Origin of the sequence: Lactiplantibacillus sp. B652, assembly GCF_023806745.1 — a bacterium.
Classification (GTDB): domain Bacteria; phylum Bacillota; class Bacilli; order Lactobacillales; family Lactobacillaceae; genus Lactiplantibacillus; species Lactiplantibacillus pentosus.
Genome location: NZ_JAMSKY010000020.1, coordinates 1 through 23,185, shown reverse-complemented (window position 1 = coordinate 23,185; position 23,185 = coordinate 1). Strand labels below are relative to the sequence as shown.

Annotated in this window: 17 protein-coding genes and 10 pseudogenes; 17 read left to right on the top strand and 10 right to left on the bottom strand. The window is 39.9% G+C overall.

Features of this window, described 5'->3' with window-relative positions; translation table 11 throughout:
* Positions 1-211 precede the first annotated feature (211 nt).
* The 3 genes and pseudogenes from MZO40_RS15705 to MZO40_RS15695 form a co-directional block, all read right to left on the bottom strand.
* On the bottom strand, positions 212-274 hold the full coding sequence (locus MZO40_RS15705) for a putative holin-like toxin (RefSeq protein ID WP_222843308.1): 63 nt from the start codon (positions 272-274) through the stop codon (positions 212-214).
* Positions 275-426: 152 nt separating this feature from the next.
* Positions 427-1,045 (bottom strand): annotated as a pseudogene (locus MZO40_RS15700) (HD domain-containing protein).
* A 578-nt stretch (positions 1,046-1,623) separates the two neighbouring features.
* A pseudogene (locus MZO40_RS15695) lies at positions 1,624-1,857 on the bottom strand (recombinase family protein); the annotation flags it as partial.
* 82 nt (positions 1,858-1,939) lie between these two features.
* Between MZO40_RS15695 and MZO40_RS15690 the strand changes: the two are divergent.
* Entirely contained in the window at positions 1,940-2,191 is a 252-nt protein-coding gene (locus tag MZO40_RS15690; RefSeq protein WP_057950377.1) for an IS3 family transposase, read from the top strand.
* A gap of 5 nt (positions 2,192-2,196) precedes the next feature.
* Positions 2,197-3,087, top strand: a complete 891-nt coding sequence (locus MZO40_RS15685; protein ID WP_309487049.1) for an IS3 family transposase — start codon at positions 2,197-2,199, stop codon at positions 3,085-3,087.
* A gap of 269 nt (positions 3,088-3,356) precedes the next feature.
* Here MZO40_RS15685 and MZO40_RS15680 read toward each other — a convergent pair.
* Positions 3,357-4,322: pseudogene (locus tag MZO40_RS15680) on the bottom strand (IS30 family transposase).
* A 105-nt stretch (positions 4,323-4,427) separates the two neighbouring features.
* Here MZO40_RS15680 and MZO40_RS15675 point away from each other — a divergent pair.
* The gene (locus MZO40_RS15675; protein WP_065675018.1) at positions 4,428-5,582 is read left to right on the top strand and encodes a cation:proton antiporter; all 1,155 of its coding nucleotides are present in this window, start codon (positions 4,428-4,430) and stop codon (positions 5,580-5,582) included.
* 122 nt (positions 5,583-5,704) lie between these two features.
* Positions 5,705-7,273, top strand: coding sequence for a ClC family H(+)/Cl(-) exchange transporter (locus MZO40_RS15670; protein WP_087509189.1), 1,569 nt, complete (start codon positions 5,705-5,707; stop codon positions 7,271-7,273).
* 336 nt (positions 7,274-7,609) lie between these two features.
* Here MZO40_RS15670 and MZO40_RS17550 read toward each other — a convergent pair whose 3' ends face one another.
* Both MZO40_RS17550 and MZO40_RS17545 read right to left on the bottom strand, forming a co-directional pair.
* Positions 7,610-7,672, bottom strand: coding sequence for a putative holin-like toxin (locus tag MZO40_RS17550; RefSeq protein WP_222843308.1), 63 nt, complete (start codon positions 7,670-7,672; stop codon positions 7,610-7,612).
* 212 nt (positions 7,673-7,884) lie between these two features.
* Positions 7,885-7,986, bottom strand: a pseudogene (locus MZO40_RS17545) (restriction endonuclease subunit S); the annotation flags it as partial.
* A gap of 95 nt (positions 7,987-8,081) precedes the next feature.
* Between MZO40_RS17545 and MZO40_RS15660 the strand changes: the two are divergent.
* The 9 genes and pseudogenes from MZO40_RS15660 to MZO40_RS15620 all read left to right on the top strand — a co-directional run.
* Entirely contained in the window at positions 8,082-9,002 is a 921-nt protein-coding gene (locus MZO40_RS15660) for an IS30-like element ISLsa1 family transposase (protein WP_056986401.1), read from the top strand.
* A gap of 293 nt (positions 9,003-9,295) precedes the next feature.
* Entirely contained in the window at positions 9,296-9,907 is a 612-nt protein-coding gene (locus MZO40_RS15655) for a recombinase family protein (RefSeq protein ID WP_252133404.1), read from the top strand.
* Positions 9,908-10,006: 99 nt separating this feature from the next.
* On the top strand, positions 10,007-12,043 hold the full coding sequence (locus MZO40_RS15650) for a KUP/HAK/KT family potassium transporter (protein ID WP_015639648.1): 2,037 nt from the start codon (positions 10,007-10,009) through the stop codon (positions 12,041-12,043).
* 175 nt (positions 12,044-12,218) lie between these two features.
* Positions 12,219-12,416, top strand: a pseudogene (locus MZO40_RS17665) (LPXTG cell wall anchor domain-containing protein); the annotation flags it as partial.
* A gap of 11 nt (positions 12,417-12,427) precedes the next feature.
* Positions 12,428-12,865, top strand: coding sequence for a MarR family winged helix-turn-helix transcriptional regulator (locus MZO40_RS15640; protein ID WP_252133403.1), 438 nt, complete (start codon positions 12,428-12,430; stop codon positions 12,863-12,865).
* Positions 12,866-13,133: 268 nt separating this feature from the next.
* A pseudogene (locus MZO40_RS15635) lies at positions 13,134-13,286 on the top strand (IS30 family transposase); the annotation flags it as partial.
* A 36-nt stretch (positions 13,287-13,322) separates the two neighbouring features.
* Positions 13,323-14,030 (top strand): annotated as a pseudogene (locus MZO40_RS15630) (restriction endonuclease subunit S); the annotation flags it as partial.
* A gap of 170 nt (positions 14,031-14,200) precedes the next feature.
* Positions 14,201-14,290 (top strand): putative holin-like toxin, encoded by a 90-nt coding sequence (locus tag MZO40_RS15625; protein WP_222844221.1) that lies wholly within the window; start codon positions 14,201-14,203, stop codon positions 14,288-14,290.
* A 483-nt stretch (positions 14,291-14,773) separates the two neighbouring features.
* Positions 14,774-14,992 (top strand): annotated as a pseudogene (locus MZO40_RS15620) (transposase); the annotation flags it as partial.
* Between the two features lie 119 nt (positions 14,993-15,111).
* Here the strand turns inward: MZO40_RS15620 and MZO40_RS15615 are convergent.
* Genes MZO40_RS15615 through MZO40_RS15605 form a run of 3 tightly spaced genes read right to left on the bottom strand, consistent with a single transcriptional unit; the run spans position 15,112 to position 18,069 of the window.
* Positions 15,112-16,029 carry a glycine betaine ABC transporter substrate-binding protein gene (locus MZO40_RS15615; protein ID WP_064578705.1) on the bottom strand — a complete coding sequence of 306 codons (918 nt, stop codon included), beginning with the start codon at positions 16,027-16,029 and terminating at the stop codon, positions 15,112-15,114.
* Positions 16,030-16,036: 7 nt separating this feature from the next.
* A complete protein-coding gene (locus MZO40_RS15610; RefSeq protein ID WP_020923853.1) occupies positions 16,037-16,876 on the bottom strand; it encodes a proline/glycine betaine ABC transporter permease in 840 nt (279 codons plus the stop codon).
* Positions 16,876-18,069 (bottom strand): glycine betaine/L-proline ABC transporter ATP-binding protein, encoded by a 1,194-nt coding sequence (locus MZO40_RS15605; protein ID WP_027822877.1) that lies wholly within the window; start codon positions 18,067-18,069, stop codon positions 16,876-16,878. The genes MZO40_RS15610 and MZO40_RS15605 overlap by 1 nt, the downstream gene beginning before the upstream one ends.
* Positions 18,070-18,488: 419 nt before the next feature.
* Between MZO40_RS15605 and MZO40_RS15600 the strand changes: the two genes are divergently transcribed.
* The 4 genes and pseudogenes from MZO40_RS15600 to MZO40_RS15585 all read left to right on the top strand — a co-directional run.
* Positions 18,489-19,475 carry an IS30 family transposase gene (locus tag MZO40_RS15600; protein WP_191986011.1) on the top strand — a complete coding sequence of 329 codons (987 nt, stop codon included), beginning with the start codon at positions 18,489-18,491 and terminating at the stop codon, positions 19,473-19,475.
* Between the two features lie 382 nt (positions 19,476-19,857).
* Positions 19,858-20,574 carry a LysM domain-containing protein gene (locus tag MZO40_RS15595; RefSeq protein WP_041161898.1) on the top strand — a complete coding sequence of 239 codons (717 nt, stop codon included), beginning with the start codon at positions 19,858-19,860 and terminating at the stop codon, positions 20,572-20,574.
* Between the two features lie 303 nt (positions 20,575-20,877).
* A pseudogene (locus MZO40_RS15590) lies at positions 20,878-21,258 on the top strand (transposase); the annotation flags it as partial.
* A 237-nt stretch (positions 21,259-21,495) separates the two neighbouring features.
* Positions 21,496-21,789, top strand: a pseudogene (locus MZO40_RS15585) (transposase); the annotation flags it as partial.
* Positions 21,790-21,906: 117 nt separating this feature from the next.
* Here MZO40_RS15585 and MZO40_RS15580 read toward each other — a convergent pair.
* Positions 21,907-22,989, bottom strand: a complete 1,083-nt coding sequence (locus MZO40_RS15580; RefSeq protein WP_003561291.1) for an alcohol dehydrogenase catalytic domain-containing protein — start codon at positions 22,987-22,989, stop codon at positions 21,907-21,909.
* Positions 22,990-23,185: the final 196 nt, after the last annotated feature.

Genomic DNA, 23,185 nt, shown 5'->3' with positions numbered 1-23,185 from the left:
TACAAAAAAACGTGCGTCCCCTAGAACTATTAGAAAGTTAATTTAAAATAGTCGAAGGATAATTAAAGGCATGCTATAATGCGGGGAAGAAAAAGAAGCCCTGCGTGAACGGAGCTTATCAGACAAGCCGCTTCAAAGGCGGTGGCAGAAATTTAATAAACGATTTTAGCTCGTCCTGTGACCTCTACCAAAGTTACACAGGGCGGCTTTTTTATTTGTGGTGCTTGTCGATATAGCTGAGGAGCGCGATTAAAAACGTGCCAAACAGCAACATCAACGAGAGTGTCTGGAAGACGCTCATTGACTGTGAAACCTTCCTGAAGATTATTCCATGTTCACATGGCCTCACCTAGCAGGGGATCAGACTGTCCTTTATTAAAAAGTGCAGCGACTTTTTCGAAATACGATTTATCTAATAGATGCTCATTATGTTTCATCTTTTACACCTGTTTCCATTTGGAATTCAGATAAGAAATCACGCATATACTTTGTTCGACGACTGGCTTCTTGCTTTCCCGTTCTGGTATTCATTGAACTTGCTAATTTCAGCAGCTTTTCATAAAAGTGATTGATGGTTGTACTTTTGTGATGGCGATAATCATCGTGTGTTTTGATTTTCTTCACTGATATTTTGGAATCATATATTTCCTGTCCAGCGTGCCCGCCGTAAGCAAATGCACGTGCTATGCCGATTGCACCTAGTGCATCAAGTCTATCAGCGTCCTGAACACATTTACCTTCGTTAGAAAGCTGATAATGGTGTTCAATGTTGTCAGCATATGACATATGTTGGATAATATCTAAAATGTCTTCTCTAGCCGGAGTTGTAATATTCTCATGGCTAAGTATAATTCGTACTCCTCTCAGTCTATTCTATCTGCAGTGACTTTTTAGTCTATGGTGTCATGCAAATAGCTAGCTGCTTTCACAACATACAGACCAATATCAGTTTCATTTTTTTTAAAATCTTCTATACATTTTTTTGAGCTAGCTTAGCCACTCTTTGGGCATGAAGAAAATCATGCCCAGTTGGATCAAAGGCCATATTTTCTTTAGAAAATGATTTTATATACTATATTTAATCTATTTCGTTTAGTATCCTTTACTATATATAATAAGGAGGCCTCTAATGCTAGTTTTTCTGTCAACATCATTCATACCATCCAATGATAAGATGTGGTCACGAGTTGGCATAAATAAAAATCAACAATTCCCGCCATTGGCAATAGATTTAGGATGACGTTCCCTTAATTTTAAATGGTGTCCATGGTCTTAGTTAAATTTTTCTTGTTTCTGCCCAATTGATTCAATTCAGTAACTATGACAACACCACCTTAACAAATCATAATTTGGATAATAGTATGTTCCATTTGAAAGCTAAGCCTTATAATTAGCATAGGGTTAATAGCTCTAATCAAAATACCCACAAAAGGCCTGCTCAACTAACAATTGAGTAGGCCCTTTGTAGTACAAATTAATCCTTATCACAACTAACCTCAATAGCACAACAGGTATAAATAGTGCTTAAAATCCCTAAATAAATTTCTCTCACAACTGTTTAATAAAGCGGCAATCCCCGTCGTACGTGATTAATTAAACATTCAATTCTTAAAACACCTATTTTTAAATCGACTTAAACCTTCGCTGTTGCGTGCGTTTACTAATCCCCGTCTTTCGTTCAATCATCTTATAAGTCATGCCTTGTTTTCGCAACTCATAAGCAAATCTGATCTGTTCATCAGAATACGTTTTCGGTCGCCCTTCCCGAAACAACGGATCATGTTGCTTGGCATACAATTTACCTTCTTGTGTGCGCGTGACAATCATATCGCGTTCAAACTGCGCAAAGGCGCTAAATTGGATGTAAGCTGATTCCTGAGACAACTTTTAAGAGAGGGTATAATGAATAAATCATCTCTCAAAAGGAAGGAATTTTTACATGCCAACTCGTTACGACAAAGAATTCAAACAAAACATTATCAACCTATATAAGCAAGGCGAATCAGCTGCCCAACTGGCCAGAGAATATGGCCTTGGCTATTCAACAGTTCATAAGTGGATCCAGGGCCAGGCCAAAACTCAATCCGGTAAATCGCCAGACGAAATCAAAGCGATGGAAAAGCGACTGGCTTCGCTGTCTGAGGAGAACGAAATCCTAAAAAAAGCCCTGGGCTTCCTTGCGCAGAAGTAACCAATATCTTTGATTACATTCACCAAGAAAGCCATCACCACCAGGTAACCAAGATGTGCCGAATCCTCGGTGTTTCCAGAGCTCAGTATTATCGTTATCGATCCCCCAAACCTTCAAAACGCCGGGCCGAAGATGCGGGCTTGAAACAACGGATTCTGCGGATCTTTGCGGAATTTAAGCAGCGATACGGTGTCATGAAGATCCACCATGAATTGAATCTGGAACTTCAACCACTGCAGCTTCGGTGCAGTCCACGACGGATTTCCCGGCTCATGAAGGAACTGGATATCCACTCCGTTACCGTCAATAAGTGGAAAGCGGCTTCGGCTTCCAAAACCAAGGTTGAACAGCGTCCCAACTTGCTTAAGCAGGATTTCTCGACCACTGGTTTAAATCAAAAATGGACCGCTGATATGACCTATATTCAAACGAAGCGTAATGGCTGGTGTTACTTATCAACCATCATGGACCTGCACTCACGACGGATTATCGGCTATTCGTTCTCAAAAAAGATGGCTACTGATTTAGTCTTAAAGACCCTTGAAAGCGCGGTTAAAAATCGAACCATTACTGGGGACCTGATTATCCATACGGATTTAGGATCACAGTATACCAGCGATGATTACAATCAACGTTTAACTGAGCTACATATCTGCCACTCATACAGCCGTAAGGGTTGTCCGTATGATAATGCGCCAATGGAATCCTTTCACGCTTCCCTCAAAAAGGAATGTGTTTATCCAGTGCCGGTCTTTGAAGATTATGAAACTGCCGCTGCCGTCCTTTTTGAATATGTGCATGCTTTCTACAATAGAAAGAGAATTCATAGTTCACTGGGCTACCAGACCCCCTTACAAGTTGAAATTGCAACACTTACGAGCCAAATGGCCGCCTGATTTAATGCTTTCCAGGGTTCAAATAAGTTATTAATCGCGATTAATGATTTATTTGAGCTGTGGAAGGTAAACGCGGTTCTGAATGTCTCTTAAAATCTGTCTCAAATATTGACTTCCATCCAATACATTAGAATCACTTTTCGACTGAAAAGATTTAATTTTATGGAGAAAGGGCAATCCCTTTTTACACAAACTTCTTGACACTCCCTATTTCTAACGTTCATAATGAGTTTGAATCAATTTATTATAACCCGAATTGTCAAATTAAGTTAGAAATTTTTTAACTGTTCATCTGTAATCTGACTGATGAATGCTTCCAGAGGTGTCTGGTAACCCAAACTTTTTCGTGGGATGTGGTTTCGTCGACTGGCAACTGCTTGAACAAATCCATCTGATAGCTGGTCCATAATAAGATTGTGACGTAAACCATCTTTACGCAGCAGACCATTGGTGTTCTCATTTAAACCACGTTGATTGGGTGCTCCGACAGCGGCAAAGTAAATATTTAAATCAAATTGGTTAGCAATGGTTCGCCAACCGGCGAACTCCTTACCATTGTCAAACGTAATTGACTTAAATAGGTGTCGTGGCAGCTTCGAAAGCCATCCTGCTAAACTACGATTGACATCGTGTGCCGACTTGGTATGCGAATTCAGCACAATTGCGACCTTAGTTTGTCGTTCAACCAGCGTGGTTACCGCACCCTGATGGTTTTTACCTTGAACCGTGTCACCTTCTAAATGGCCGAATTATTGATTAAAATTAGGATAGTCCTGATAACGATTCTTTAAATTCCTGCCCAATTGACCCGCTTTCCCACGGCGTTCAATGTAACCATTAGGGTGCCGTTTGCCGTGCATCGGTAAATCTTTGGTCGACAACCCCAAAACACCGCGTTTGAAAAGGCGGTAAAGGGTTCGAACCCCACAGCTGAAAGCCCGTTCTTGGTGATTAATAATGGTATCTGGTTGCCAACCAGCTTGAGTTTTGGCTTGAATATAGGCCAGTTCATCAGGGCGTAGTTGAATTGGTTTACGCCCACAATGTTGTTTATGCTTTCGATAGTGGCATTGGTAATCAATAATCGTACCGCCAGCGTCAAGAAACCGATAAATACGATACACAGTTTCAGCACTCCGATGGAGCGCTGGGGCCACTAGATAAGCATTTTTACCGAGTTTCCAAAAAGAATAAATTGTGGCAAGTTCGTCTATAGTAAGATGAGTATAGGTCATTTGTGATCAGCCTTTCTTTTGATTTTGACACTCAAAAGTCTATCACAAATGGCTTTTTAAATTTCTAACTTAATTTTACAAACCGGGGTATGAGGAGGTTTTTGTTTGGAATTTTTAGGTACCTTGGTGATCATCTTGATTGCAACTAGTCTATTTGGCCATCTAGCCTCTAGGGTTGGTATCCCAGCAGTGATCGGTCAATTATTTGTTGGAATTATTCTTGGCCCTGCGTTGTTGAATTGGGTTCGCGCCAATGATTTTATCCATATTTTTTCAGAGATTGGGGTTATCATCTTAATGTTTATCGCCGGACTTGAGAGTGATCTTACATTGCTTAAAAAATATTTGCGTCCTAGCATAATTGTCGCGTTGTTAGGAGTTTTGATTCCAATGGTACTGATCTATCCAGTTGGTATTGTTTTTGGCTTGACACAATTTGAAAGCTTGTTTTTGAGCGTTATTTTTGCCGCAACGTCGGTTTCAATTTCAGTTGCTGTCATGAAAGAACTAAATTTACTTGATAGTAAGAGCGGTTCAACAGTCCTCGGTGCCGCGGTGGTTGACGATGTGCTAGCTGTCGTTTTACTTAGCATTATGGTCAGTTTAATAGGTACAAAGGCTGGTACGGATACCCAGATACCGCTAGCTCTGACTTTTTTAGAGCAGCTAATTTACTTTGCCGCAATTTATTTCGTGATGCGTTTTATCGCCCCTCTCCTCGCTAGACTAGGCACCAAATTATTGAATCCAGTGGGACCTACTATAATGGCGATGATTTTGTGTTTTGGTATGGCATATATTGCAAATCTGATTGGACTGAGTGCAGTAATTGGGGCCTTTTTTGCAGGAATTGCGATTGCACAAACTCATGTAGCTCATGAAGTTGATCAAAGTATCGAACCAATCGGTTATGCGATTTTCATTCCTGTATTCTTCGTTTCAATTGGTTTAAGTATGTCACTAGCTGGCATAGAACACGATTTGTTATTAATTATCGTATTGACAATTGTGGCAACACTTACGAAACTATTAGGAGCGGGGAGTGGGGCTAAATGGGCCGGATTCAGTCCGAATGAAGCTTACCTCGTTGGTGCAGGGATGGTCTCGCGTGGGGAAATGGCCTTGATTATCGCTCAAATAGGCTACCAATCCAAACTAATCAGTGATGATTACTATTCGGCAATTATCACTGCCATTATCCTAACAACGTTATTAGCACCATTACTACTCAAACATGCGGCTCGTCATATAAACTACTAAAACATTTTAGCGGTATGACACCCCTTCTCTGTGAAAAATAACTACTAGATTTCATCGAGATATTGCCTAGTTTAATTAAGTACTAAATTATATAATATTGGTTATAATGGAGGATTAGTTATTTGATACAGCTTGTAAAAGAAAAATTTGACGTTACTCGTTTGCGATTTGTTTTACTCGGCCTGCTTGTGGGTTTAATGAGTGGCACCGTTGTTAGCTTATTTCGCTATTGTATTGAGATAGGGCTGCACTATAGTCGATTGGTATATAGATACTTACGAATCGCGCCGTTTGTTTGGTGGGAATGGGCATTGTTGATAGGCATCAACCTTGGTTTAGCGTTAATTGTGGCTCGACTTCTCAAGAGAGAACCTTATATCGCTGGTTCTGGAATTCCGCAAGTTGAAGGTCAATTGGCTGGTGAATTGGAAATGCACTGGTGGTCAATTCTTTGGCGAAAATTTATCGGTGGTATTCTGGCATTGGGACCTGGATTATTTCTCGGACGAGAAGGACCAGCGATTCAATTAAGTGCGTCAGTTGGTCAAGGTTTCGCTTCTGAGTTTAAGTTATCAGGAACTGATCGCCGACTACTAATTGCATCAGGCGCCGCTGCTGGATTAGCAGCAGCGTTTAATGCCCCCATTGCTGGAACTCTATTTGTCTTAGAAGAGATTTACCATAATTTTTCACCGCTGGTTTGGTTAACAGCATTAGCCGGAGCAATTGGTTCAAATTTTATTTCGCTGAATGTTTTCGGACTTGTTCCCGTGTTACATTTAAGTTATTCACGTAGTTTACCAGTATCAAATTATTGGCACTTAATTTTACTCGGCATTGTTTTGGGATTATTTGGTTACTTATATCAACGGGTCTTGTTAGTTATGCCTAGGTGGTATCATCAATTGACACATTTGCCACGCCCAATACAAGGTATCGTACCATTTCTGCTGGTAATTTTAGTTGGTTACTTTTCGCCAAATTTACTCGGTGGTGGTAATGGCTTAATTTTGGGATTTGGCCAGCATGTTCCACCTTTGTTTGTACTAATTGCAATTTTTATTATACGATTCGTCTTTTCAATGATTTCATATGGTTCCGGATTACCTGGCGGTATTTTCTTGCCGATTCTTTCTTTAGGTGCTGTGATTGGTGCGGTTTATGGCGTCTTAATGAATCAATTAGGATTATTATCGCATGTCTATATCATGAACCTAATCATTTTTTCCATGGCCGGTTACTTTGCTGGAATCGGAAAAGCTCCCTTCACAGCTATCTTGCTGGTAACAGAAATGGTTGGCAATTTAACACATTTAATGCCATTAGCAGTCATATCGTTAACTGCTTACCTTGTTGTTGATTTATTAGGCGGTGCACCAATCTATGAAGCATTGCTTAAGCAGATGACAATGCCTAAAACTGTTCAGCAACTTCATCGACCTGATCATTTGGAAATACCGGTTTTCTTTGGCAGTCCCTTAAACGGCAAAATGGTCCGAGACATGCCATGGCCTAAAGAAGCACTGCTCATTGGAATCCGGCGTGGCGAACAAGAAGTGATTCCACATGGTGACACCTTGATTCATGAAGGTGATACGTTAGTACTGTTAACTGATACAACCCAACGACCCCAAGTTAAACAACGGATTGATGCATTATTAGCAACCTTAGAAAAAAAGCACCAAGACTAAGTTAATAGGTAAATTGGTTTATCATAATGGTAGGTATCAGATTAAGTGGGTCCGTTGGCAGACATAAACATATTGGAAAACTATATACAAATACGGTGAAGTACGAAAAACGCTGAAACAGAATTAGTTGAACCTATTTTGAAAAATACAAAGATAAATAATATGCCGAAAATGCCTTGCTACCCAATTTTTCATAGTCATGCTATAATGTAGACAGAAAAGGAAGCCTTGCGCTAACAAGACTTCCTACGCAAGCCGCTTCAAAGGCGGTGGCGAAGTTAATAAGACAGCATTAAGCTACCCTGTAACCTACCAAAGTTACGCAGGGCGGCTTTTTTATTTGTGGTGCTTGTCGATATAGCTGAGTAGCGCGATTAAAAACGTGCCAAACAGCAACATCAACGAGAGTGCCTGGAAGACGCTCATTGACTGTGAAACCTTCCTGAAGATTATTCCATGTTCCCATGGGCCTCACCTCACAAGGGAAAAGACAGCCACCGCCCTTAAACCTTCCTGCGTAATCTATTATACAGGTGAATTAAGTATTGACCAAGCACAATAAAAATAGATCATGGAGTTTCATGGGATCCTAAATTTGATCAAATTAAGAATCAGCAAAACATCTTTTGTAGATACCCTTTTTTGAGTTCCTGGAGTTTTTCAAGCTTACGCTGATGAAGAGCTATAGTATCGTCTAGCTGTTTGAAAAAGGCAAATTCTATAATTAATCCGAACAGAAATTAAAAAGCCCAAAGCAATCACTTACAATGGTAGTAGCTAATTCCAACCAATATAGGGAGTGATTACTTTGGGTACATCTACTTTATCACGTTTTCAACGTGGCGCACTAGCACAACTGGTCAATGAGGGAAATAAATCTTACCAAGTAATGGCTGACGCCTTAGGCGTCGCCAAAGCTACGATTAGCTATGAGTTGGACCGGGTTAAACCTTATGATCCAGAATTAGCTCAGCAAGATGCAGATCGCAAAAGGCGGAATTGCGGTCGTCGTTCGATGCTGACGGCAGCATTAGCGACTTTAATTACCAATCACTTACGATTAACCTGGTCACCAGAAACCATTGCGGCCGCTTATAACTTGAGCACTGCGTCAATTTATAATTGGCTTAATCGTGGCTGGCTCCCCTTCAAATTAACTGATCTACCCAATCGGAATGTCCGCCAGCACCGAGTGAGCGAAAATCGTGGGAAATTTACAAGTGGGACTTCCATCGAACAACGGCCAACAACTGTTAATCAACGGTTAGCTTTTGGTCATTGGGAAGTAGATACGGTACTTTCTAGTCGAAGTGAGCCACGATCATGTCTGGTTACATTCGTAGAACGTAAGACCCGACTTCTATGGGCCATCAAAGCCCCTAATAGAACGGCTAAGGCTCTAAACACCGCCTTTGGCAAGTTTATGGGGGCCTTCGGTCCCCAAGTAAAATCCATTACTGTTGATCATGGTAAAGAGTTTGCCAATTATCAGGCCTTAGAACAGGATTATCAGATCAAAGTTTATTTTTGCCATCCATATTCACCATGGGAGCGAGGTTCCAATGAATATTTTAATAGACGGTTACGCTGGTTCTTCCCGAAAAAGACCAATTTTAGCCAAGTAACGACTGATGAGATCCTAGCAGCACTTGAACTAATTAATCAACGACCATTAAAAATACATCATCAACAGACTGCCATTGAAAGATTCCGGGCTTGTTCGGATTAAACTTGTAATTTGCCAACTGAAAAATTAATTTTACCTTGACCCAGTTACCTGGTGTGCATCAAATAAGTAGTGATTGAGCACCAAACGAAAAGATTTATTAGATTAATAAGTAAAGCAAACCCCTGAGTTGGAGTAAATCCAAACTCAGGGGTTTTACTGGTCTAACTGTTTTTCAGACCATTCTCTGTAAACTGCATCTGGCCACTAGGGTATACCTTGATGGCCGTTTTTATTTCTGTGCTATACTAGGAATCACAAGTGTTCATTAGAACTGTCCAAAAGGAGAATTGGAAATGGCTAAAATCGGTTATGCGCGTGTGAGTTCCAAGGAGCAACATTTAGATCGACAGTTAGCGGCTTTAAAAGACGTTGATAAATTATTTACGGATAAATTAAGTGGGGCTAACACTAATCGGCCAGAACTGAAAAAAATGCTGGCCTATATTCGTGAGGGTGATATTGTAATGGTCACTGAATTAGATCGCTTAGGCAGAAACAACCATGATTTGACTAAGATCATGAACTCCATTCAAAATAAGGGTGCCACCCTAGATGTGTTGAATTTACCGTCCATGACAGGGATTGCTGACCCAAATTTACGTCAACTGATGACCAACTTGATTATTGAACTCTATAAGTATCAGGCCGAAAGTGAACGTAAGCGAATCATTGAGCGCCAGCAGCAAGGGATTGCCTTAGCTAAGCAGCAGGGTAAATATCATGGGCGTAAACCCCAATACACCCAAGACGATCCCCGCTTGCAACATGCTTTTAAACTTTATCAGGCAGGCATGAGTGATGTCGATGTTGCCCGTAATACAGGAATTAAACGGACAACCTTTATAAGGTATCGAAAGAAATTTAATGTTAAGGTAGATTGTAAATTAAGAGCTTCTTTAAAGTGATTTCATTATGATGTATATGGCATAGTTGCTTTTCTTCGTGTTTAGGCTTACTATTTTGCAGTGCTATATTTCAATAATTAGCGTTGGAGGCAAGCAAATATGAATAAGCAACTAGAACGTGTTTCTTTTGCGGGGGCACTTGTTACTTTAGGAATTGTGTACGGTGATATTGGCACTTCACCATTGTATGTTATGAATGCATTGATTGGTGACGCCGGTAAAATGGGAAATATTTCTCCCAATTACGTGATTGGATCGATCTCGTTGATTTTTTGGACATTAATGATCATTACAACGTTGAAGTATGTTGTCATTGCAATGCAAGCCGATAATAAGCGTGAGGGCGGAATTTTTGCTTTATATGCATTGGTTCGAAAAAATTCAAAATGGTTAATTTGGCCAGCCTTGATTGGCGGGGCGGCCATTTTGGCCGATGGAACATTAACTCCTGCAGTAACTGTGACTTCAGCCATTGAGGGATTAAAAAAACAACACCTTGGCCCTGTGGTGTTTAGTAATTCTCAACATAACGTCTTGATTATCACAACAGTTGTTCTACTCGTATTATTTATGATTCAACATTTTGGAACAGGTATGATTGGGAAATCCTTTGGACCAGTGATGATTTTATGGTTTGGCTTTTTGGCTGTCTTTGGAATCGTTAATCTAATCAATTATCCAATGATATTGAAGGCTATTTCTCCTTATTATGCAATTAGGATACTATTCAGTCCAGTTAACAAAGTGGGAATCTTTATACTTGGAAGTATCTTTTTGGCAACCACAGGAGCAGAGGCTTTATATTCCGATATGGGTCACGTTGGCAAGCAGAATATTTATGTAACATGGCCACTAGTATATAGTACCCTATTTTTAAATTACTTAGGTCAAGGTGCTTGGATAATTAGACATGCAGGTGATACTGCTTACAGGAACTTATCGAACTTAAATCCTTTTTATGAAATGCTCCCCGGAACTTGGCGCCTAGTTGGCATTTTGCTAGCCACACTCGCTGCAATTATTGCCTCTCAAGCGTTGATTACGGGTTCTTACACTTTAGTCGATGAAGCAATTGGCTTAAAATTTTTACCTAGAATGGTTATTAGACATCCAAGTAATATAAAAAATCAAATTTATATTGCAACTGTTAACTGGATACTATGTATAATAACAATTAGTGTAGTCTGGTTCTTTGGTAGTTCACAAAAAATGGAGGCCGCGTATGGTTTAGCGATCACTATTACCATGCTTATGACTACTGTGCTTTTGCATGAATTCTTAAAGAAACACCTGGCTAAGGGAACAGCACTTATAATTGCCTTGTTTTTTGGTTTTATTGAGTTAATCTTTCTAATTTCAAGTTTGGTTAAGTTTATTCATGGCGGTTATGTTACGTTAACAATCATGTTGGGCATTCTTTATATTATGTGGCTTTGGTACTTTGGAAATAAACGAAGAGAACATTATGAGAAAGAAAGCGAGTATGTTTCACTTCTTGACTATCGTGATCAACTCTCTAAATTAAGCGCAGACAATACAGTACCTTTGTTCACGACTAACTTAGTGTATATGACTAAAATTAAGGGTGATTACCAAATTAAGCGTAGCACCATGTATTCTATTCTCGACAGACAACCTAAAAGAGCTAAAGTTTATTGGTTTGTTACAGTCAATGAAACCAATGCACCTTATGAAAGTAATTATACAGTTGATTTACTTGAGACGCATAATGTTGTTAACGTTCAACTTTACTTAGGGTTTAGGAAATCTCAATCCGTTAGTGTCTATTTACATCAAATTGTAAATCATCTAGTGGAACAAGGTATTTTAGAACCACAAATACCCACGTATTCAACAGAGCGACAACGGAAAGTCGGCGACTTTAAGTTTGTTATTATAAAGGAACAACCAGCAGATTTAATTGTCAATGATAAGTTAAGCTCGTTAGATAGAAGATTGATTGGCGGGCGCATCTATTTGCAGAAAATTACGGCCTCACCTATTTCATGGTATGGTTTGGAGTTTAGCAATGTCATAGAAGAAAGTTCTCCGTTATTTATTACTCAAGATCAGGATCAATACTTAATCCAAAAGAAAATTTATCATCGAGGCAGATTAAGTAAGACTGAAAAATGAGTATGCAGTAGTTTAAGTGCAACAACTAAGTTAGAAAAATTATATTTAGTTTTAGGTAGATTGTAAAATTAACCTTCAATGCATATTAATAATATTTCTAACGTTCATAATGAGTTTGAATCAATTTATTATAATAAGAATTATAAATAGTTTATCGACAGATTTTAGAGTTTCTATTAACCCGAGCCAATCAACGACACCTGTTAAGCCGGTTCAGGCTGGTCAAGCAGCGGCTACTAATTTTGTGGATCAACGGTTGCCTCAAACTGATGAAACTGATCAACAACACATGACGCTGAGTGGCTTATTACTATTAGCCATGAGTAGTTTGTTAGGACTCTTCGGAATGACTAAGCGGCAGCGCAAAGAATAGGATGATATTATATGCTAAATCAGCAGCAAATTAAGAACCAGTTTGAGAGCTTAGCAACCCTGCAAGCTATTCAGAATCAGGCATACCAGATGTTAGTGCAAGGACTGGCCAAAACTGACTTTTCAATGCGTGAGTGGGGAATATTAGTCTATCTTGAACAACATGGGCAAGCTACTGCTAGTGAATTAGCTGATGCATTCACGGTCACGCGCACACTAATTTCCAGGAATACTTGGCGATTGATTCAAGATAATTTAATTCAATCACAAGTGAATCCAAATGATCGACGAATTGTTTGGCTATCTTTGACTGTTAATGGCCAAGAAAGGGTCCAGGAAGGTGTTCGGCAAGTGCAAGCGAACTTAAAAGCTTTCAACCAGAGTCACGATCTGGAGAAGTTGACTAAACAAGTGGAAACTTTGTCACAACAACTTGCTAGGATAAATTAAAGTTTTTTCAAGATAAGTCAAGATGTACTAATGTAAATAAAGATCAGTCTGTTAAAATCTTTGGGTTTTGGCAGACCGGTCTTTTATTGAAATGAAGAAAATTTAAACATTAAGATTATTTTAGTCTCGTGACAATAATCATTTTGTATACCTAAGTAATTAATCGAGCATTGCAAGTGGCAAAGTTTCTCACCATTAAAAAAGCTTAGATATATGGTAGATTGTAAAATTAATCCGAACAGCGTTCGGATTAATTTTACAATCTACCTATTTTTATCCTAAAGGGACTCGTTTTGAGCACATTAGTGCTCAAGATTTAACGACGACGTTACTCCAAATTAACCAGCGACCGCTTAAAATACTCGACTGGCAAACACCGTATCAGGTTATGCTGACAAATTTGTCCAAAAATTCGGATTAAATTTGCAATCTACCACACCTCGACACCCTCATCGCAGTCAACCAGCGTAAGTTAGCTAAGCTTAAGGCACTTAAACAGGGCTATTTGCAGAAATTGTTCCCCAAAAATGGGAGCAAGTTCCCAGAATTAAGATTTTTAGGGTTTGCTGACGCTTGGGAACAGCGTAAGTTCTTCGACAACATTAGACGTACAGTAGATTTTCGTGGACGTACTCCCAAAAAACTGGATATGGATTGGAGCGAGTCTGGATATCTTGCCCTTTCAGCTCTTAATGTAAAAAATGGTTATATTGATCCATCTGCTGATGCACATTATGGAAATCAAAAACTATATGATAAGTGGATGACTGGAAAAGAACTTTATAAGGGCCAAGTATTATTTACCACAGAGGCACCAATGGGAAATGTGGCACAAATACCGGACAACAACAAATATATTCTCAGTCAACGAACAATCGCTTTTGATGTTGCTTCAGATAAAATCACAAATGATTTCTTGGCTGTCTTGTTACGTTCGCCGAAATCATTTAATGAATTATCATCCTTATCAAGCGGCGGTACTGCGAAAGGTGTTAGTCAAAGATCTTTATCACAGTTCAAAGTAACACTACCTAAAAGTTTACAAGAACAAAAGAAAATTGGCATTTTTTTCAAACAACTCGACAAGACTATCGCTCTTTATCAGCGTAAACTTGAAAAACTCCAGGAACTCAAAAAAGGATATCTACAAAAGATGTTTTGCTGATACTTAATGCAATCAAATTGGGCTTCTAGGAAGCTTGATACCTTAATGTTTATTGTGGCTTGGTCAATCCATCATTTCTTTGTATGCTTGACTAAGCAATTTTAAGGGCAGTGACTGTCTTTTCCCTTGCGAGTTGACATGGAATAATCTTCAAGAAGGTTTCACAGTCAATGAGCGTCTTCCAGACAGTCTCGCTGATATTGCTGTTTGGCACATTTTTAATCGTGCTACTCAACTATATCAACAAGCACTACCAATAAAAAAGCCTCCCTACATAACTTTGAACGGTTATGGGGCGCCTTGATATCGTTCTTTAGCTAAGACCACCGCCTTTGAAGCGGCTTGCGCGGGAAGCCCTGTTTTCGATGGTACTTCCTTTTGCTGTTTTTATTATAACGTGGTTATAACTGACTTTCGATCATTTTTAAGCATGACTCCTACGGTGGTGTAATGTACCGAACAATTTGTCCGTCATTACATCATAGAAACCCCTTTATCTTGGCCTTCCAAAAGAGCTAAATCTTGATACGTTCATCTGCGGTAAGTAAGTATAGGTCCTTTGTGGTCGTCTTTTCTTTTGATTTTGACACGCAAAATTATTACCGAGGAAGTCACCGAATGTCTCAAATTTGGGGCAAGACTTCAAAACAACTTATGAGATTTATCAAGACATCATAAAGTCTTTGCGCATTCATAATACAAACCTATTTCATTAGTTCCTATGCCAATATCATCAACTAAAACAAATGGGCACAACCATCAAAAGCTTTAAGAAGTACCGGAAACAGGCCCTGAACGCCGTTGAATCACCATATTCAAACGGTTATTTAGAGGGCAACATCGGCCGAATTAAGAAGATTAAAAACACTGCTTTTGGCTTCCGTAATTGGGAGAACTTTGTCAACCGTATTAAGATTCAACGCCAATGGCTTCACCCAGCACGTCAAACTGTGACGGTATAAAAAAGTACCTAGACCAATTAAGCTCCAGATACTTCATAAGGATTCCATCAACTTCACATGACAAATAACAAAAAAACTGGCATTGGTGTGGTCCAATGCCAGAAATTTTACAGCCAATATCATTTGTTTTTTAGATCATCAACAGTATTAATATTCTTCATATATTTGGGAACTGCCAACCCTGTTTTAGCTCCCTTCAAATTTTTGCGCAATTGAACATACTTACCTTTGTACTTCTTGGCATACAAGCCATGGGTAACTGGTAACTCAGCAGTCAAGGAAGCGTCAGAACTACCATTAGCTATCGAATTCCACATAACTCCCACGTCTAACTGTTGCATTGTAGCTTTATATCCCTTTTGCTTCAACAAAGTCGTTACTAAAGTGGTTACCGCAATTTCATAGTCATATGGTGTATAAACTAATTTAATTTTTTTGCCATGACCGTTTGGCACCCCCGCTGTCCATGCTTTGACTTGTTTAGGATGGTTTTTAATAAACTGATTGACAGCTTTTTGCTTATTCATGCCACCGTTTATGTTCAGCATTACTGGATTTGACATTGAAATTGTCCAATGGAAATTCTTTAGTAACTTAGTAGCACCTGGATTATCTTTTTCCAACCCTTTACGTGTAATGGTGCGCATTGATTCACCATTACCATAAACATGTTTTGGATCTTTTAAAAATTTCAACGAATATTTAGCAACCATCCAGTGTGGCTGCCAGCCAGTAACAACGATAGGCTGTTTATTTTTAACTGCCTTGGATAACGTGCTAATCATCGCAGCTGTAGAACTTGGCATGATCTGCCAGTTAGCCTGTTTCAACTTATATTTTGACAACAATGTTTGTGTATTAGCCATTACACCCGCACCAGCTTCGATCCCTGTAATCGTATAATTGATTTGCGGTCCTAACTTTTTATGTGAGTCGTATTCAGCTGGTTTAGCACAAGCACTAACTATGGCTGTCAAACATATAATCACTGTGGCCATTTGCAAATAACGGAGAATTCTTTTCTTCAAACTAATCATTCCCCCTTTATTTGGATGTTTTGTTGAACGATTGTGTGATTCGATCCAAAATAATAGCTACAATAACCACAGCAATTCCTGCGGCAAATCCTGCCCCGGCATCATTACGCCCCACAGCAAAGTAAACCTGAGTTCCTAAACCAAGGGCGCCAATCATTGATGCAATCACGACCATTGAAAGTCCAAGCATCATCGTTTGATTAATTCCGGACATTATTGTTGTTTTTGCTAGTGGTAACTGTAATTTGATTAGCTTTTGCCAGCTGGTCGAGCCAAAGGAATCCGCTACCTCGATCAAGTCACTTGGCACCTGCCGGATTCCCAAGTTTGTCATTCGCACTGTCGGTGGCGTCGCAAAAATCACTGAAGCCAACACCCCCGGTACCATCCCGATACCAAAAAATGAAACGGCCGGTATTAGATAAACAAACGCTGGCAAGGTCTGCATGAAGTCAAGAATTGGTTTGATTACGATCTCAGCTCTTGAACTTTTTGCCATCCAAATTCCAAGTGGAATCCCAACAACGATTGCAATCAAACTAGACGACAAAACTAACGTCAAGGTCTGGGTCATATCACGCCAGTATCCTAAGTTCCAGATCAATAACAGCCCCAAAACTTCAAACACCATGAAACTAATTTTCTTTTGTCCTCGTTTAACCCAGTACGTGAGTGCTAAGACCACCAAGATAAAGACCCATTGCGGCAAGAAGTCAAAAGCCCATTGAATACCGTCAATGATTACCTGGAAAAAGATCGTCACACTATTAAAAAATCCAGTAAATTGACTCAGCCAGTCAACACCTGAGTTGATCCAATCCGCTAAAGGTATTTTTCCAATATTCATTAAGCACTCACCTCTTCCCCAGCGATAGCCGCCAAAACAGAACTCCGTAGAATGATGCCTAGTAGATGATCGTCATCATCCAACACGACATAAGGAATTGCTGCCTTCGAAATATCGTTAATCAATGCATTGATTGGCATATCCACACTTGTCTTAGGCACGTCTGTCCTAAGAACTGACTTCAGGTCTTCACTGCCCTTCTTAATCAGATCCGAAACATCATGCGCATCGGCAAAACCCACGAATTTGTTGTCATTATCAACCACGTATATTGAAGAGATATCGTTGGCTCGCATTCTCCGCAAAGCCACCCGTGGTCCAGCCTTTCCAATATTAACCACCTGGGCCTGCGTCATTACACTACTTGCCGTCAGGACCTTTGTCCGGTCGACCCCTTCGATGAAGCGTTCTACGTAATCATTAGCCGGGTGAGTCAAAATATCTTCCGGATTATCAATTTGTTCGATATGGCCATCACGCATGATCATAATCCTATCCCCTAATTTCAAAGCTTCGTTCAGGTCATGGCCAATAAAAATGATCGTTTTATGCATTTTTTCTTGAATTTGCAATAACAAATCCTGCATTTCTTTCCGATATAACGGATCCAAGGCCGAAAATGCCTCGTCCATCAACAGAATCTCGGCATCATTGGCCAAAGCGCGTGCGAGACCAACCCGCTGCTGCATCCCGCCTGATAACTGATCTGGATATTGGTCGTCATACCCGGTCAAGCCGACTAGTGTCAATGCTTCATGAGCTTTCCTGTTTCGTACATCTAACGGAAACTTTTTAAGCTCCAATCCATAAGCCGCATTTTGTAATACGGACTTATGCGGAAACAAGGCAAAATTTTGAAAAACCATGCCGATCTTATCTTGGCGCAAGTGACGTAATTCTTCCTTACTGAGGCCCATCACACCTTGTTCATCGATTTCAATATCCCCATCAGTCGAATTTATCAAGCGGTTGATCATTCGGATAATCGTAGACTTTCCACTTCCAGACAGCCCCATGATTACAAACAGTTCACCTTCATTAACAGCAAAACTAGCTTGATTAACTCCAACAGTACAACCTGTCTGCGAAAGGATCTCTGCTTTAGACTTTCCCTCACGCAACAATTTTTTTGCTAGAGATATTTGCTTTCCAAAAATCTTAGTTACATTTTTAACTTTAACTTTTTCTACCAACATACACCTCCATGTATTAGCATGTTACCCAGATTATTATTCATAAGGAATAATAATCTGGGTAACATGCGCCACGCGCTTGGGTAGACATGGTGTATAACGCTATGAATGAGTCAAAATAAAATTTACATTTTTTATATTCACCAATTTGTTCTAAACCAAGAAATTAGCACCATATCCAACCAATTTCATCATACTCAACCTTCATAAGGCGTTCAAAAACTTCTTGGTTACCTAAAAGTACTATAATCCACTATATCAAAATTTTGATTTTTTTAAAAGTCTCCAGCTTTAGAACGTGATTAGAATTTTTTTAATAGGGCGAATTTACAATTGAAATGCAACACAAAGTAAAAAAATAAACCCATACCGGGTAGAATATGTTTAACGACCAAATCAAACAATTCGAGGTATCCGGTATGAGCTATAAACATCTTACTATAAAAGAACGTGAAATACTTATGTTTTTACGAACTAAGGGGTTATCTATCCGGGCTGTTGCGTTACGGCTGGGGCGAAATCCAAGCACTATTTCACGGGAGTTAAAACGTTGTGCAGGTAATTATTCCCCAAGCAAAGCAGATAATGACTATCATCAAAAGCGGCAGAATTGTCACAAGAAGCGGCTATTAGACAGCCATCCACAATTACGCCGTCAAATTGTTCATTACATCTTAGATCTGCACTGGTTACCAGAGCAGATTACCGCTCGCTTTAATAAGGAACATCAATGGTGTGTTAGCTACAACACAATTTACCGTCATATCTATCAACACAATTTAGGTGAGAAGTACTCCTCACGTGGTGATACCGGTATTCAGCGCCATCTCAGACATAAACATCGGACTCGGCATTCAAAGAATACTAGACGACATCGAGAAGTACAGACCGACTATATCTCGATCCATGAGCTCCCTGGTTTTATCAACCAGCGTCAACGTATAGGTGACTGGGAAATTGATACTGTGATTGGTCGAACGGGTCACGCCATCCTTTTAACGGTTGTCGATCGGCTTAGTCGGCTTACGCTTATCAAAAAGGTTGTGCAAAAGGACTCGCAGGAGATAAATAAAGGCTTAGTTGAACTGTTAGGGGCCATTCCTAAAGAATTTGTTCATTCTATTACACCAGATCATGGGACCGAATTTCTTCATCTTGATGAAATCAGCGAAAGGTTAGGTGTTACTGTCTATTGGCCCGATCCATATTCGCCTGAACAGCGTGGAACAAATGAGAATACAAATGGATTAATCCGGGAATATTTTCCCAAGCGAACAGATATTGATAATTATACAGAACAGGACGTTGAACACTGCCAAAAGCAGTTAAATCAACGTCCTCGCAAAGTGTTAAACTATGAAACCCCATATGAAGTATTTTTTGACAAACCGTTGCACTTAGTTTGACAATTCGCTATATATAATTAAGCAATGCACCTTAAAATCGCTTAGAAGACGTTTTAAAGGGTCTATACGGTGTGCTGTGTTGTGGTGTGTGATTGCTTGGTGTTGAACGTATAGATTTAGATACTATTTGGTCGTGAAATATTTATCCCGCTACTTTTATTCTAGTAATGTTGATACAATCTACCAAATATTACAATTCATTACAAAAACGGCCTTATATTACAAGCACCCCCTAAAAACGTAATGTTCTGATTATTGCACTGCAACACTCACTAGTTATACTAGTCACTGTTGATTGGTTGAGACATCAACTGCTCGACCAATAGAAAATATATGTAAATAATCGAACACACGCAAATTATAGGAGAGTGTATTAATTATTATGAAGATCAAAAACCTTGTATTATCATCAACTGCTGCATTAGCTTTATTCGCTATCTCAACAACGGTTGCCAACGCTGATACTTATACTGTTAAGGCCGGCGATACTGTTTCAGCAATTGCCCAAGCTCACAACACTTCAGTTTCAGCCATTGAAAAGGCAAACAAGTTAGCTAATGTTAACTTAATCTTCATTGGTGATAAGCTTGAAGTCAATGGTACTACTACAACAACCACGACTTCTGCTGCTACAAGTGCTGCACCACAATCAGCAACTAGCCAAGCTACGTCTTCAGCTGCTTCAACAACCTCAACGACTTCAACACAGACGACTCAACAAACGACCACGACACAATCATCAGCTCAGACTAGTCAAACTCAAGCTCAACCGAGCCAAGCTAGCCAGACCCAATCAAGTCAAACACAAACTAGCAAACCTGCTGCTCAGACGACGACTCAAACGTCTAGTTCAACATCAAACTATAGCAACAATGGTTCTGATAGTGCTGCTAAGGCTTGGATTGCTGGTAAAGAATCTGGTGGTTCATATTCTGCTCGTAACGGTCAATACATCGGTAAGTACCAATTAAGTGCTTCATACTTAAACGGTGACTACTCCGCTGCCAACCAAGAACGTGTTGCTAACAGTTATGTTGCTTCACGTTATGGTTCATGGAGCAACGCCAAGAGTCACTGGCTTGCTAATGGCTGGTACTAAAAAGCCACTCTAAATTAATAAACAAATGCAAAGATTGCGGATCATTTCTGATTCGCAATCTTTTTTCTACTATATTAAATCTGTGCTGAAGCACGTGTGTCCCCCCACCAATACCCATTATAAAGTTACTCAGTTGCTAAGTGACTTTATAATGGGCCTTAGCACTTAGCATGCTGACAACCCGTTATTTAGATATGCGATATGCTTATTCTAGCAACCGCTTTAAGACGGACACGATCCAGACCTGCTAGTTGTCTCCCCCAATCGACGACCCACTCTCCCAACCAAAATACCACATGTTTTTATTTGGCGGTTGATATTAATGGTTTACCACAAGCCATTCTCGTGACACGAGCTAATGTATCAGATCGTTCAGGTGCATTGGCTATGTTTAGTTTGGTTAGCCAAAAGTTAGAGCTGGTTCAGCATGTCATGGTTGATGGTGGCTACACTGGCAATGACTTTGCGGATCAGGTGAAGCTCATTTTGAATGCTAAGACGACGGTAGCTAAACGCAACGAGTTGCATATGTTCACGGTGTTACCGCAACGATGGATCGTTGAACGTTCATGGAGTTGGCTAGACAAATGTCGGCGACTTTGGAAAAACTGTGAACGTGCCCTTAACAGCAGTCTTCAAATGGTTGTATTGGCCTTCCTGAAGATAGTTCTTAAAAGATACTAGACAGGTTCTTAATAAGGCAGCTACGGGTGTAATAATCAGCCGACGAATCTTAAGCGGTGCACACGCATTGATAGAGCTACATCACCATTGAGTTACGCCCATTGCAACACTAAAAACCGGTTGTTTATGACCAGAATGTGAATAATCTTGCTCAGGTGTAGTAAATGGCGCTAACCCTTGTCGCAACTGGCATAATTAATGTGGAGTAAATCAAAGATCACTACACGTTAGTGTTAAACTCTGCCCAAGTTCAAGCAAACCTACGAGACCTACTTAGCGCCTCATGATGCCTTGATGGTGAGGAAACATCCCGCGGAACTGGCAATCCTGTTAGCTACTTACGAGCTAAACGGTACGGCAATGGACATGACGATCGTGACGCTTAAGCGACACGAAGTCGCTGTCACCAGCCCTTATTCCAACGGTCCGATCGAAGGGGTTAACCACCTCATCAAGTCACTCAAACGATCCTGTTTTGGCTTCAAGAATCAGCTGAACTTCTTCAAACGAATCTACCAAATCACGGCATAACATGACAAAGACGGCTCCCCAAATGGAGAACCGCCTCAAATGATAAATTTATTCTTCAACACCAGTTGACGTAGAGCCATAATTATAGGGCACTTGGGTTGAGAAAACTGATGTTAACTAAGAATGCAAACGAACTAAAATCTTTGCTTGTTTTTTATCCTTTTCTAAGGATTCAATTCCTTCTGAAACTAATTCATTTAATTCAATCTTTTTTGTAATGACACGTTTGAATAGTGACCGATGGGTATCTATAATCTTAATTACTCGATCGAAGATATTGGCATATCCATAAGATGTTAATAAACTACCACCCTTTTTAAGAAGAGCTCTAACATCTACAACTGGTGGATGTTGAAATAATGCAATCACGGTAACCTTGCCACCGTTTTTAAGAGCCTGAATGGCACCAGTAAGTGTGGGTTGTACACCGGCACAATCAAATGCAACATCTACTCCCTGATTTTCCGTGATAGTGCTGATAGCGTGAGCTAATGACTTTTGGCTATCAGCACGTATTGGGTATTGAACCCCTAATTCATTTGCTAAATCCAAACGTTCCTCTGACATGTCATTTATTATGACGTGATGGGCACCAGAAATTTGTGCTATTAAGGCCGTGAACAATCCAATTGGACCAGCACCCTGAATTAAGACATCATCTCCAGGAGACACTCGGCTTGCCATAACTGCTTGTGCAGCAACTGAAACTGGCTCAACTAAAGCCCCTAAATCAAGCGGAAAGTTAGTTGGCAAGAGATGTGCAAAGGTACTTTTTACATTGCACTTTTCAGCTAAGCCACCGTTAGCCGAAAATCCTAAGAATCCTGCTGATTGATCACTACCTATAGCATGCTCACACCAATTATAATGACCAGAAAGACATTCCGGACATTTTCCACAAGCAATCATTGGCTCGACTGCAACTTTATCTCCAATTCTTAATTTAGATACTTGTTTTCCAATTTTAGAAATCGTCCCAGAGAATTCATGACCAGGAATCAGCGGAGCCTGCATATGGGTTAGCGGATGAGGCATTGTCGCCAAATCCATACCCTCTAAATATTCATGAATATCACTACCACAAATACCATTAAATGCAACCTCAATTTGAACTTCATCTGGTGCCGGATCAGGAATATTTCTTTTTTCAAAGCGGATATCCTTAGGACCGTAAATAACAGCTGCTTTCACCATAGTCATAGTGCTTCGCTTCCTTCATGTTCAATATAGCACAATTATAAAAGGGTAGCGTCAAGAATCTTGTGTAAATGCATAAAAAATTTCTGAATTGTATAGAAATAGGGAATGCCTTCCCTTATGATATTTAGTAATCACAGAAAACATCACAGGAGGCATTCCCCATGAATGAACTTACCACAGAAATTATCGCTGCACT

What these genes read in the sequence shown, in the direction of transcription:
- MZO40_RS15640 (WP_252133403.1), top strand. Translation starts at nt 12,428, where the DNA reads ATGCTAAATCAGCAGCAAATTAAGAACCAGTTTGAGAGCTTAGCAACC.
- MZO40_RS15610 (WP_020923853.1), bottom strand. Translation starts at nt 16,876, where the DNA reads ATGAATATTGGAAAAATACCTTTAGCGGATTGGATCAACTCAGGTGTT.
- MZO40_RS15580 (WP_003561291.1), bottom strand. Translation starts at nt 22,989, where the DNA reads ATGACTATGGTGAAAGCAGCTGTTATTTACGGTCCTAAGGATATCCGC.
- MZO40_RS15625 (WP_222844221.1), top strand. Translation starts at nt 14,201, where the DNA reads ATGAGCGTCTTCCAGACAGTCTCGCTGATATTGCTGTTTGGCACATTT.
- MZO40_RS15615 (WP_064578705.1), bottom strand. Translation starts at nt 16,029, where the DNA reads ATGATTAGTTTGAAGAAAAGAATTCTCCGTTATTTGCAAATGGCCACA.
- MZO40_RS15600 (WP_191986011.1), top strand. Translation starts at nt 18,489, where the DNA reads ATGAGCTATAAACATCTTACTATAAAAGAACGTGAAATACTTATGTTT.
- MZO40_RS15690 (WP_057950377.1), top strand. Translation starts at nt 1,940, where the DNA reads ATGCCAACTCGTTACGACAAAGAATTCAAACAAAACATTATCAACCTA.
- MZO40_RS15655 (WP_252133404.1), top strand. Translation starts at nt 9,296, where the DNA reads ATGGCTAAAATCGGTTATGCGCGTGTGAGTTCCAAGGAGCAACATTTA.
- MZO40_RS15650 (WP_015639648.1), top strand. Translation starts at nt 10,007, where the DNA reads ATGAATAAGCAACTAGAACGTGTTTCTTTTGCGGGGGCACTTGTTACT.
- MZO40_RS15595 (WP_041161898.1), top strand. Translation starts at nt 19,858, where the DNA reads ATGAAGATCAAAAACCTTGTATTATCATCAACTGCTGCATTAGCTTTA.